Raw genomic sequence first — 11,544 nt, forward strand, 5'->3', positions numbered from 1 at the left:
CTGCTGATCCCTCCGTCAGTGGCCGAGCCGCCGCACTCGCTCGCGCGCTGCGGCCAGCTCCCCTCGCACCCGCTCGTACTGCCCCGCCGTGATCGTGAGCTCCGCCATCCGCCGCTTCCGGTCCCGCGCGCTCGCCTCCCGCAGTACGGCCAGCCGTTCGATCGACCGGTCGAGCGCGTCACGCGTCTGGCGCAGCACGTCGTCGAAGTGCTCCAGCATGAGCGCCTTGCAGTCCTCGACCGCCTCGGCGAGGTCTTTCTCCGCCTTGGCGGCGTTCCGCTCGACCATGGGCAGCACGGCCTGGCTGAACTGCGCCGACCGCTCCAGTTTGACCTGTGTGAGCACGCGGTGCCGGTGTTCTTGCAACCCGGCCATGACGCCGAGGGCGCCGAGCGCGATCGCCGCGATCGCGCCGATCGCGATGCCGATGCCGGGCACCAGCGCGCCGGCGCCGGTGAAGATCGCGGTGCCGACGGCGCCGGCCACGGTCACGCCGGAGCTGACCGACGCCAGCCGCCCCTCCCTGGCGTGCTGGCGCAGCATGATGGCGGAGACGTCCAGCCTCGGCTGGTAGCCGGGCACCGCCGCGTTGAGCACGCCGATCGGCAGCCGGGTGGCCGCGGCGGTCTCCTCGCCGGTGCGGTCCACGGCGGCCAGCAGGTCGGCGCGGGCGGTGTCCAGGGCGTCGGCGAGTGCTCGCGTGGTGGCGTTGATGAGGCCCTCGGCGTCGTCGACGACCGCGCGCGAGTGGATGTGGCCGAGGAAGCGGTCGCGGATCGCCTGGTTGCGCGCGGCCAGCCGTTCGACGACGGGCGCGGCGGCCTCGTCGAACGAGGCCACCAGCGCCTCGCGCCAGGCGGCCCGGCCGGCCAGCAGCTCTTCGGCGCGCCTCCTGCTCTGCCGCAGCTCGGTGGCGATCCGCTCCAGTTCCTCGCCGGCCTCCAGCGCGGCCAGCTCGTTGGTGACGGGGGCCTCGGCCGCGGCCTGCACCTCGTCCAGGAGGTCGAGGGCACGTTCCAGGTGCCGGGCGCCGCAGGTCGCGGCCAGGCGGTCGCGCAGCTGCCGTTCCAGTTCCGGCAGGCCGGACTCGCCGGGCGATTCGGGGCGGCCCTGCTGCAGCGCCCGGAGCCTGCGGTGGGCGGAGACCGGCAGCACGACGAGGTCCTCCGGCGCCAGCCCCGTCGCCGCGGCGATCTTCCGGCGGGCGACCCTGACCTCGTGCTCCTGGTCGAAGACCGACTCCACCTTGGTGATCGCGGTGACCACGACCGGGCAGGCGGCGAACGCCTTCTCGACGTGCGCCAGTTCGTTGACGCTCAGCGTCTCCTCGCTGCTGCCGACATAGAGGATCGCGTCCGCCCGCGACAGGGAGGCGTAGGTGGCGTCGGTGTGGGCGTTGTTCACACCGCCGATGCCCGGGGTGTCGACCAGGACCAGCCCGTCGCGCAGCAGTTCGGCCGGCGTTTCGACGGTGACGAGGTGGTCGACGTTCGTCTGGTCGGCGACGTGCCGGTCGAGCTCGCCGAGCGGGATCTCGCGCCGCTCGCCCGAGCTCTCGTGGACGAACGCGGCCTCCCGCGACCCCCACCGCAGGACGGTGACGACACAGGTGGTCACGGCGGAGTTCACCGGCAGGAGGCGTTGGCGGCCGAGCAGGGCGTTGATCAGGCTGGACTTGCCGCGGCTGAACTCGCCCATGACGACGACCTGGTACGTCCCGGTCTGGACCCGCCGGACGCTCTCTTCGAGCTTGGCCCGCAGCGCCTCGGTGAGTTCCAGGCCCGCGACCAGGCGCTCGTGCAGGGCGAGGACGTCGGCGCGTACCCTGGCCAGATCCTCGTGGCTCATCGCGCCGGCTCCTCGACGTAGGCGAGCACCTGCTGGGGCCGCAGGACCAGCCCGCGCCACTGGTAGCCGGGGCGGACGGTCTCGGCGATCGTGCCCGGCAGGCCGGGCTCCGCCGTGGGGCGCACGCCCACGACCTGATGCCGCTCGGGGACCAGCTCGCCGCTGTCGTCCAGCGGCTCCACCTCGCCCTCGCGCAGCATCTGGATGAGCTGGCCGGCGACCCAGCCGACCAGCTTGGCCGGCGGCTCCAGGCCGGTGGCGAGGTCGCGGCCGCTCAGCTCGTCCAGGCGTTCCGTGAGGTCCACCAGTGCGTTCACCATGCGCGGGAGAGGTACGTGCGTGCCCTGCGCATGGCGCAGGCGGTCCAGTTCCGCGCGCAGCTCGCGCTGGGTCCGTTCCAGGGTCTCGACCTCGGCCAGCGCGCGCTCCAGCAGCGCGGCGGTACCGACGTCGGGCGGGTCCTGGCGGTTGCCGGTGAGGACGGCCAGCCGTACCAGAAGGTGCTCGGCGAGTTTGCGGGGTTTGACCAGGGGATCGACGAGCCTGCTCAGCAGGTCTCTGGGTCGAGCAGGCGCTGGGCCACCTGGAGGCGATCCATGATCCGCTCGTAGCTGCGCACCATCGTGTGGGCCGTCTGCCTGTCCACCCTGCCGGTGAGGGGGTCGTTCATCCGGGTGTTCCATTGGTGCGCTCGCTCCTTCGCTCGTCGCATCATCCGGCTGACCGGCTCGTCGTCCTCGAAGCCGAGCCGGGCCGCGCATGAGGTGCCCTTCTCGCCGGTGACCTGCAGGAGTTGCTCCGCCTCCGCCGGTCGCAAACGGGTGGCGCCCTGGTAGTGGGCGGCGAGCGCGGTCAGCTCCGCGAAGCCGTGCTCGGAGCGCTGGAACCGCTCGACCCGCTTCGCCACCTCGTCGGCAGCCGTCTTCGCGGCGCTGCCCGGCGGCAGGCCCTCGCGGCAGCTCGCCAGCGCCGCCCGTACCGCGATCATGGCCTGGTCCAGCTTGATGAGTCCGGCGCGGTTGCCGAAGTGCCCGCTGATCAGCCGGCGTAGCCCGCCCACGCCGCTCTCCTCGACCAGGTGCCCGGGGAGGGCGGCGGGGTCGAGGCCGTCGCGCAGCGCGCCGCACGCCAGGTGGACGCCCCAGGCGCCGAGCAGCTCGACGAGCTCTTTCCGGTACGCCGGCAGCAGCGGACCGGCGGCGTCCTGGAACTCGCGCAGGTCGCCCAGCTCGCCGGCCAGATCGGCGGCGGAGACGGCGGCCAGCTCACGCAGCCACGCGAGATGGCGTTCCTCCATCGCCTGCGCGCCGGCGGCGACCTTGGCCGCGATCGGAACCACCAGGTAGAACAGGCGGCTCAGGTCGGTGGCGCCCCGGTAGACGTCGATGACCTGACTCGCGCCGTCGCGCAGCGGATGGAAGGCCAGCGGGTCCCCGAACACCGGCGGCCAGCTCTGGTCGCACCTGCTGAGCACGCCGAACGCCTTGAACGGCGTCAGCATGCCGGCCCGGTCGCCGAGGAAGGCGGAGACCGCGGCCACGTCCTGGTTGCTGACATCGCGGCTGAACAGGTAGAGGACGGCGTCGGCCTGGTCGAGCTCGTCGATGCTCTCCTGGTGGAGGGTCTGCGGGTCGCGGCCCAGGAGTTCCAGCACGCCGGGGTCCTGGACGCCCATCGTGGCCAGGGTGTTGGCCGAGTCCCGGCCGTAGACGCTGCCCAGGCCGGGGGTGTCGACGAGGTGGAAGTCGTTCAGGAAGGGGTTCGGCAGGCCGTACTCGACCTTGCGGACACGGACGAGGTCGGCCAGGTGCGCCTCGTCGCGGACGGTCCAGCGCGCGAACTCCGACGGCGCGACCTGCCGCGCCGGGCCGTCGCGGAAGTGCACGGTCAGCCTCGGGCGCGGGGCGTGGACCAGCTCGTTCACGTTGAACGTCAGCTCCTCGCGGCCGGTGACCGCCACCTGTTCGCCGAGCAGCGCGTTGACCAGCGTGGACTTGCCGCGTTTGATCTGGCCCGCCACGGCCAGCCGCATGGGCTCGGCGAGCCGGGCCGCGGCGGTGCGCAGGGCGTCGGCCAGCGGGGAGAGTTCGGGGGTTTTGTTCGCCTGGAGCGCGCACTCGCGCAGGATCGTTCCCGCGCGCGCGACCGCGGGCACGAGCAGATGTTCGGGGGGTTTCATCAGGTCGCATGTTTAGCGACCGAGAGTGACTCCGTCCACCTCTCGCGAGAAAGGACACGTGAAACCAGAAGTTATGGTCGTCCGATACTGAGATCCGCGAAGACCGCCCGGTGGTCCGTGCCGGGCACGTCGAGGATCTCCACCCGGCGCACGCCGATGGAACGATCGACCAGGATGTGGTCGATCGTGATGATCGGCGGGATCGCCCGGCCGCGCGGCCACGTCGGGACGAGCCCCTTGCCCACCTGGGCGGCGGCGTCGGTGTAGCCCCGGTCCAGCAGGGCGCGGAAGGCGTGGTGGTCGAGGCTGGCGTTGAAGTCGCCCGCGAGGATCCGCCCCGGCGCGGCATCGGGCAGCGCCGCCATTGAAACGTTCCATTCCGCGTAGAGGCGGGGCAGGGGCGGGTTCGGGTGCACCGCCACCACCTCCACCGGCCCGGACGGCAGCGCCACCCTGGCCGCCGGCATGTGGTGCCCGATCGGCGTGAACAACCCCTCGATCTTGGTCAGCGGGTAGCGCGAGTAGATGCCGCTGCCGGCCGGCCCCTCCGCCTCCTCCAGCACCGTGTACGGCAGAAGCCGCCCCAGCCCCGCCGCCTCCAGCGCGGCGACCTGGTGGGGTCTGAGCTCCAGCGCGCTGAGGACGTCCACGTCAAGGCGCGTGACCAGGTCCACGACCGCGGCGGGGTCGGCCCGCCCGAACAGGTTCGACGAGAGCACGCGCAGCGCGGTCCCGCCGGCCGGGGCCGGATCCGACACGACCCTGGGCAGGATCACGGCGACCATCGCGACGGCGGCGGCCAGGGCGACCAGCGCGGCCGGCCGGTCGCGGAAGAACAGGACCGCCGCCGAGAGCAGCGCGAGCACGGCGGCGAAGGGTGTCAGCGTCATCAGCTGGGTGAGCGGCCAGCCCGCCTCCAGGCCCGTGAGCCGGACCAGCGCCCAGCCCGCCAGAAGCGCCGCCACCAGCCACGACATCAGGCGCGGGCGCCGCTTCCTCGTCACCGGCTCCGTGACAGTGTCCAAGGCACCCGCCCGTCAGTCTCAAGGTTTGCCTGAACCTTAAACCGTCTCGGCGCGGCGGCGCAGCCGTTGACCCGTCCTTATCCGGACATTAATTGCCGTTACACAAGTGCGATATACGGATGACCGCCTTAGAGCGGGCGACCGGTGCGCCGCTGGTCCGGGACGGCACCACACGAGTCCCGTCAGGCGCACGGCGCTCGCCTGACACCGGCGCGGCCCGGCGACCGAGGCCGGGCCGCGCCCCCTCCTTTCCGTGGCGCGCGGACGGATCTAGCCTCGAAGAGGAAGGGACACCGCCATGGAAACCACCATCATCCTGCTGGGGCTCGCCGCGTTCCTCGTCCTGCTGGTCCTGGTGACCGGGTTCAGGGTCGTCAATCAGGTGGAACGCGGGGTCGTCTTCCGCCTGGGCCGGGCGCAGCAGCGGGTACGGCAGCCGGGGCTCAGGGTCCTGATCCCGCTCGTCGACCAGATGACCAAGGTCAACGTCCAGATCGTCACCATGCCCGTCCCGACGCAGGAGGGCATCACCCGCGACAACGTCTCCGTCCGCGTGGACGCCGTCGTCTACTTCCGCGTCCAGGATCCGATGCGGGCCTCGATCGAGGTGCAGAACTACCTGTTCGCGATCGAGCAGGTGGCCCAGACCTCGCTGCGCAACATCATCGGCAAGAGCGAACTTGACGACCTGCTGTCCAACCGGGAGGAACTGCACCGGGGCCTGGCCCTGATGATCGACAGTCCGGCGCTGGGCTGGGGCATCCACATCGACCGCGTGGAGATCAAGGACGTTCAGCTGCCGGAGTCGATGAAGCGCTCGATGTCACGCCAGGCCGAGGCCGAGCGCGAACGGCGGTCGCGGGTGATCGTTGCCGACGGCGAACTGCAGGCCGCCCAGAAGCTGGCCGACGCCTCGGGCATCATGTCCCAGACGCCGGGAGCGCTGCAGTTGCGCCTGCTGCAGACGGTGGTGGAGGTGGCGGCGGAGAAGAACTCCACGCTGATCATGCCGCTGCCGGTGGAACTGCTCCGCTTCTTCGACAAGGCCACCCAGGCCGCGGCGACACCCGACAGGCAGGACACCGTCAAGGAGTCGAAGGACACGGTCAAGGAGCTCAAGGACGTGGCCGAGGAGCCACGGGCGGTCGGCGAAAGCGAGCGGCCCGCCCTCGACGAGGGACAGCGGCGCGCGCCCGAGGCCGCGGGAACCGGCCAGGCGGACGTCGTGACGGCGAGAACCACGTCCGACGTGAGAAGCGCCTGACGATCGGGCGGTACCGGGGGCGGCGGGGGGTGTGGGCGGCGGCTTGCCGTAAGGGCGCGGAGGGGGTTGCCCTGACGGGAAGAGACGCCCTGACGGGAAGCGATCGTCGTCGGGATGGTGTCAAAAGGTGGCTTGTGGGCGTATGGAACCCGTCAAGAACGGCAAAAGCGCATAAATCTCCCGCTTTGCTTACGGAGCAAGCAACTTTCCGGAGCTGAGGAGTGGGGATGGCAGACGTCATCTTCGTCGCCCTGACGATCGCGTTGTTCGTGATCCTGGGGCTAGTGGTGAAGGCGGTGGAGCGCCTGTGAGCGCGATCAATGCCACCGGCCTTTTCGTGGCCGTCGGCCTGGTGATCTTCATGGTCGCGGCCCTGCTATTCCCGGAGCGGTTCTAGTGGGCTGGATCTTCATCGCTTCCCTCGTCCTCGCGCTGGTCATCACGCACAAGCCGCTGGGCGACTACATGTACCGCGTGTACACGAGCGTCAAGCACAACGTGGTGGAGCGCTTCATCTACCGTCTGCTCGGCGTCCAGGCCGACTCCGAGCAGCGCTGGGGCGTCTACGCGCGCAGTGTTCTCGCGTTCTCGGTCATCTCCCTCCTCGTCCTGTACGGCCTGCAGCGCCTCCAGGACAAGCTCTTCCTGAGCCTGGGCTTCGACCCCGTCCCCGACCACATCGCCTGGAACACCGCGGTCAGCTTCGTCACCAACACGAACTGGCAGGCCTACTCCGGCGAGTCGACGATGGGCCACCTGGTCCAGATGTCCGGCCTGGCCGTGCAGAACTTCGTCTCGGCCGCGGTCGGCATGGCCGTCGCGATCGCGCTGGTCCGCGGCTTCGCCCGCAGGGGCACCGACACCCTCGGCAACTTCTGGGTGGACCTGGTGCGCGGCACCCTCCGCATCCTGCTGCCGATCGCCTTCGTCGGCGCGCTGATCCTCGTGGCCGGCGGCCTGGTGCAGAACTTCATCGGCCCGCACGAGATCGCCGGCCTGACCGGTCCCACGAACATGACCGGCGGCCCGGTGGCCAGCCAGGAGGTCATCAAGGAGCTCGGCACCAACGGCGGCGGTTTCTACAACGTCAACTCGGCGCACCCTTTCGAGAACGCCACCAACTGGACCAACTGGTTCGAGATCTTCCTCATCCTGCTGATCCCGTTCGCGCTCCCGCGCACCTTCGGCAAGATGGTCGGCCAGATCCGCCAGGGCTACGCGATCCTCGCCGTCATGGGCGTCATCGCCCTGGTCAGCGTCACGCTGACCAACGTCTTCGAGCTGGGCGGCAACGCCACGGTCCCGCAGGCGATCGGCTCGGCGATGGAGGGCAAGGACGTCAGGTTCGGCGTCGCCAACTCCGCCACGTTCGGCGCGGCCACCACGCTGACCAGTACCGGCGCCGTGGACTCCTTCCACGACTCCTACACGCCGTTCGGCGGCATGATGACGATGTTCAACATGATGCTCGGCGAGGTCGCCCCCGGCGGCGTCGGCGCGGGCCTGTACGGCATGCTCATCCTCGCCGTGATCACCGTGTTCGTTGCCGGCCTCATGGTGGGCCGCACCCCCGAATACCTGGGCAAGAAGATCGGCGCCCGCGAGATCAAGCTGGCCTCGATGTACTTCCTGGTCACCCCGATCCTCGTCCTGGTCGGCACCTCGCTGGCCATGGGCAACGAGGCGGGCCTGGCGGCGATGCTGAACAGCGGGCCGCACGGCTTCTCCGAGATCCTCTACGCCTTCACCAGCGCCTCGAACAACAACGGCTCGGCCTTCGGCGGTGTCACCGTCAACACCCCGTGGTACGACGTGGCGCTCGGCCTGTGCATGCTGCTCGGCCGCTTCCTGCCGATCATCTTCGTACTCGCCCTGGCCGGTTCGCTGGCCAAGCAGACCCCGGTCCCGGAGACGGCGGGCACGCTGCCGACGCACCGTCCGCAGTTCGTCGGCATGGTCGTCGGCGTGACGATCATCCTCGTCGCCCTGACCTTCCTCCCGGCGCTCGCGCTGGGGCCGCTCGCAGAAGGACTCCTGTCATGACGACCCAGACGGTCGAGACCCCCAAGAGCACCGGCAAGGTCGGTGGGGGCCTGCTCGATCCCCAGCAGATGGTGCGGTCCCTGCCGGACGCGTTCAAGAAGCTGAACCCGGCCACGCTGTGGCGTAACCCGGTGATGCTGATCGTGGAGATCGGCGCGGTCTTCACCACCGTTCTGGCGATCCTGCAGCCTTCCTTCTTCGCCTGGGCGACCGTGGTGTGGCTCTGGCTGACGGTGGTCTTCGCCAACCTGGCCGAGGCGGTCGCGGAGGGACGCGGCAAGGCCCAGGCGGCCACGCTGCGCAAGGCCAAGACCGACACGGTGGCGCGCAGGCAGTCGGGCGAGACGGTCCCGGCGACGCAGCTCCAGCAGGGTGACATCGTGGTCGTCGAGGCCGGGGAGATCATCCCGGGCGACGGCGACGTGATCGAGGGCATCGCCTCGGTGGACGAGTCGGCCATCACCGGCGAGTCCGCCCCGGTCATCCGCGAGTCCGGCGGCGACCGCTCGGCGGTCACCGGCGGCACCAAGGTCCTGTCGGACCGGATCGTCGTCCAGATCACCCAGAAGCCCGGCGAGAGCTTCATCGACCGGATGATCGCCCTCGTCGAGGGCGCCAACCGGCAGAAGACGCCCAACGAGATCGCGCTGAACATCCTGCTGGCCGCGCTCACGATCATCTTCCTGGTCGCGACCGTCACCATGCAGCCGATGGCGATCTGGGCCAAGGGCCAGAACCCCGGCATTCCCGACTCCCTCGCCCTGACCGGCGACGGCGTCAGCGGGATCGTGCTGGTCTCGCTGCTGGTCTGCCTCATCCCGACCACGATCGGGGCGCTGCTGTCGGCGATCGGCATCGCCGGCATGGACCGCCTGGTCCAGCGCAACGTCCTGGCGATGTCGGGCCGCGCGGTCGAGGCCGCGGGCGACGTGTCCACGCTGCTGCTGGACAAGACGGGCACGATCACGCTGGGCAACCGGCAGGCGTCGGAGTTCGTCCCGGTCGCCGGCGTCACCGAGCAGGACCTCGCCGAGGCGGCGCAGTTGTCCAGCCTCGCCGACGAGACGCCCGAGGGCCGCTCGATCGTGGTCTTCGCCAAGGAGAGGTACGGCCTGCGCGAGCGGGACGTGCACAACGCGTCCTGGGTGCCGTTCACCGCACAGACCCGCATGTCCGGCGTCGATCTGGACGGCCGCGAGGTCCGCAAGGGCGCGGCCACCGCGGTCATGAAGTGGGTACGCGACGGCGGCGGCCACCCGACCGACGAGGTCGGCCACATCGTGGACGGCATCTCGGCCAGCGGCGGCACCCCGCTCGTGGTGGCCGAGAAGGGCCGCGTCCTGGGCGTCATCCACCTCAAGGACGTCGTCAAGGCGGGCATGCGCGAGCGCTTCGACGAGATGCGCCGCATGGGCATCCGAACCGTCATGATCACCGGTGACAACCCGCTGACCGCCAAGGCGATCGCGGACGAGGCCGGTGTGGACGACTTCCTGGCCGAGGCGACGCCCGAGGACAAGCTCGCGCTGATCAAGCAGGAGCAAGAGGGCGGCCGGCTGGTCGCCATGACCGGTGACGGCACCAACGACGCCCCCGCGCTCGCGCAGTCGGACGTCGGCGTGGCCATGAACACCGGGACCAGTGCCGCCAAGGAAGCCGGCAACATGGTCGACCTCGACTCCAACCCGACCAAGCTCATCGAGATCGTCGAGATCGGCAAGCAGCTCCTCATCACCCGGGGCGCGCTGACCACGTTCTCGATCGCCAACGACATCGCCAAGTACTTCGCGATCATTCCCGCGATGTTCGCGGCGGTGTATCCGGGCCTGGACACGCTGAACATCATGCGCCTGGCCAGCCCGCAGTCGGCGATCCTGTCCGCGGTCATCTTCAACGCGATCGTCATCGTGGCGCTGATCCCGCTGGCCCTGCGCGGCGTGCGCTACCGGCCGTCCAGCGCCTCGAAGCTGCTCAGCCGCAACCTCTACGTCTACGGCCTGGGCGGCATCGTCGCCCCGTTCATCGGGATCAAGATCATTGATCTCCTCATCCAGTTCCTTCCGGGGATGTCTTAAATGGAACGTCTGCCCAGCTGGATCCGCCAGCACCTCGCGGCTGTCCGCGCGGTCATCGTCCTGACCCTGGTCACCGGCGCGATCTACCCGCTCCTGGTGACCGGGGCGGCGCAGGCCGTGTTCAACCACAAGGCCAACGGCTCGATGACCGACAAGGGCAGCGAGCTGATCGGCCAGAAGTTCACCGACGCGGACGGCAACCCCGTCAAGAAGTACTTCCAGAGCCGCCCGTCGGCGGCCGGTGACGGCTACGACATGCTGTCCACCGCCGCCAGCAACCTCGGCCCCGAGGACGTCCTGGATGTGCTCCCCGACCCGAACGGCGCTGACGACGCCGCGAAGGAGGGCAAGCAGTCGCTGCTCACCCAGGTCTGCGCCCGCTCCAAGGCGGCCGGCGAGCTGGAGGGCGTCAGCGGCGCCCGGCCGTTCTGCACCGCCGACGGCGTCGGCGCCGTGCTGAAGGTCTTCCCGGCCATCGGCACGCCGACCCGGGCGGTCAGCGTCAACCAGGCCTGCCCCGCCCAGCCCTTCGTCGCCGAATACCAGGGCGTCAAGGTCGAGTGCGGCAAGCCCGGTGAGGACTACGCGGCCGGCCGTACCGTGCCGGTGCGCGGGAACGTCACCGACGTGAAGGTGCCCGCGGACGCGGTCGCGGCCAGCGGGTCCGGCCTGGACCCGCACATCTCGGTCGCCTACGCGGAGCTGCAGGCGCCCCGCGTGGCCAAGGAGCGCGGCAAGCCCGTCGAGGCGGTCAGGAAGCTGATCGCCGACAACACGACCGGCCGCACGCTCGGTTTCATGGGCGAGCCAGGGGTCAACGTGCTCATGCTCAACCTGGCACTCGACAAGGAGTAGGGCATGCCACGCGGCCGGCTGAGGGTCTACCTGGGCGCCGCACCAGGGGTGGGGAAGACCTTCGCGATGCTGGGTGAAGGCCGCCGGGCGCTGGAGCGGGGCAGGGACGTGGTCGTGGGGGTGGTGGGTGACCACCGCCCCCCCCCCCCCCCGAAACAAACCCCCCACAGACCCCACCCCCCCCCCCCCCCCCCCAAACCCCCCAACCCCCCCCCCCCCCCCCCCCCCCCCCCCCCCCCCCCCCCACACCCCCCG

10 protein-coding genes and 1 pseudogene are annotated in these 11,544 nt (G+C 70.5%); 7 read left to right on the forward strand and 4 right to left on the reverse strand.

The genetic code is table 11. The features are described 5' to 3' along the window. Positions 1–15: 15 nt before the first annotated feature. Complete coding sequence (locus ACFWY5_RS47405) at positions 16–1,848, reverse strand: dynamin family protein (RefSeq protein WP_379618461.1); 1,833 nt, start codon at positions 1,846–1,848, stop codon at positions 16–18. Next, positions 1,845–2,168 carry a nucleotide exchange factor GrpE gene (grpE, locus tag ACFWY5_RS47410; RefSeq protein WP_379618463.1) on the reverse strand — a complete coding sequence of 108 codons (324 nt, stop codon included), beginning with the start codon at positions 2,166–2,168 and terminating at the stop codon, positions 1,845–1,847. The genes ACFWY5_RS47405 and grpE overlap by 4 nt, the downstream gene beginning before the upstream one ends. A 15-nt stretch (positions 2,169–2,183) precedes the next feature. On the opposite strand from grpE, the gene ACFWY5_RS47415 reads away from it, so the two are divergent. Further along, complete coding sequence (locus ACFWY5_RS47415; RefSeq protein ID WP_379618465.1) at positions 2,184–2,459, forward strand: hypothetical protein; 276 nt, start codon at positions 2,184–2,186, stop codon at positions 2,457–2,459. On the opposite strand, the gene ACFWY5_RS47420 is transcribed toward ACFWY5_RS47415, so the two are convergent. After that, the gene (locus tag ACFWY5_RS47420; protein ID WP_379618467.1) at positions 2,396–4,027 is read right to left on the reverse strand and encodes a dynamin family protein; all 1,632 of its coding nucleotides are present in this window, start codon (positions 4,025–4,027) and stop codon (positions 2,396–2,398) included. The genes ACFWY5_RS47415 and ACFWY5_RS47420 overlap by 64 nt on opposite strands. A 71-nt stretch (positions 4,028–4,098) precedes the next feature. Next, positions 4,099–5,031 (reverse strand): endonuclease/exonuclease/phosphatase family protein, encoded by a 933-nt coding sequence (locus tag ACFWY5_RS47425; RefSeq protein ID WP_379638828.1) that lies wholly within the window; start codon positions 5,029–5,031, stop codon positions 4,099–4,101. Positions 5,032–5,350: 319 nt separating this feature from the next. Between ACFWY5_RS47425 and ACFWY5_RS47430 the strand changes: the two genes are divergently transcribed. From ACFWY5_RS47430 to ACFWY5_RS47455, 6 genes and pseudogenes are all read left to right on the forward strand, one after another. Continuing rightward, the gene (locus tag ACFWY5_RS47430) at positions 5,351–6,316 is read left to right on the forward strand and encodes a slipin family protein (RefSeq protein ID WP_379638829.1); all 966 of its coding nucleotides are present in this window, start codon (positions 5,351–5,353) and stop codon (positions 6,314–6,316) included. A 307-nt stretch (positions 6,317–6,623) separates the two neighbouring features. After that, positions 6,624–6,713: a K(+)-transporting ATPase subunit F gene (gene kdpF / locus ACFWY5_RS47435; RefSeq protein ID WP_379638830.1), complete on the forward strand. Its 90-nt coding sequence runs from the start codon at positions 6,624–6,626 to the stop codon at positions 6,711–6,713. Continuing rightward, positions 6,713–8,359 (forward strand): potassium-transporting ATPase subunit KdpA, encoded by a 1,647-nt coding sequence (gene kdpA, locus ACFWY5_RS47440; RefSeq protein WP_379618475.1) that lies wholly within the window; start codon positions 6,713–6,715, stop codon positions 8,357–8,359. The genes kdpF and kdpA overlap by 1 nt, the downstream gene beginning before the upstream one ends. After that, positions 8,356–10,434 (forward strand): potassium-transporting ATPase subunit KdpB, encoded by a 2,079-nt coding sequence (gene kdpB / locus ACFWY5_RS47445; RefSeq protein ID WP_379618477.1) that lies wholly within the window; start codon positions 8,356–8,358, stop codon positions 10,432–10,434. Before kdpA ends, kdpB begins: the two co-directional genes overlap by 4 nt. Continuing rightward, complete coding sequence (locus tag ACFWY5_RS47450) at positions 10,435–11,289, forward strand: potassium-transporting ATPase subunit C (protein ID WP_379618479.1); 855 nt, start codon at positions 10,435–10,437, stop codon at positions 11,287–11,289. It abuts the gene before it with no gap. Positions 11,290–11,292: 3 nt separating this feature from the next. Then, positions 11,293–11,447: pseudogene (locus tag ACFWY5_RS47455) on the forward strand (hypothetical protein); the annotation flags it as partial. Positions 11,448–11,544: the final 97 nt, after the last annotated feature.

It is taken from the genome of Nonomuraea sp. NPDC059007 (assembly GCF_042740555.1).
Lineage (GTDB): Bacteria > Actinomycetota > Actinomycetes > Streptosporangiales > Streptosporangiaceae > Nonomuraea.

What these genes read in the sequence shown, in the direction of transcription:
- ACFWY5_RS47405 (WP_379618461.1), bottom strand. Translation starts at nt 1,848, where the DNA reads ATGAGCCACGAGGATCTGGCCAGGGTACGCGCCGACGTCCTCGCCCTG.
- grpE (WP_379618463.1), bottom strand. Translation starts at nt 2,168, where the DNA reads ATGGTGAACGCACTGGTGGACCTCACGGAACGCCTGGACGAGCTGAGC.
- ACFWY5_RS47420 (WP_379618467.1), bottom strand. Translation starts at nt 4,027, where the DNA reads ATGAAACCCCCCGAACATCTGCTCGTGCCCGCGGTCGCGCGCGCGGGA.
- ACFWY5_RS47430 (WP_379638829.1), top strand. Translation starts at nt 5,351, where the DNA reads ATGGAAACCACCATCATCCTGCTGGGGCTCGCCGCGTTCCTCGTCCTG.
- kdpB (WP_379618477.1), top strand. Translation starts at nt 8,356, where the DNA reads ATGACGACCCAGACGGTCGAGACCCCCAAGAGCACCGGCAAGGTCGGT.
- ACFWY5_RS47450 (WP_379618479.1), top strand. Translation starts at nt 10,435, where the DNA reads ATGGAACGTCTGCCCAGCTGGATCCGCCAGCACCTCGCGGCTGTCCGC.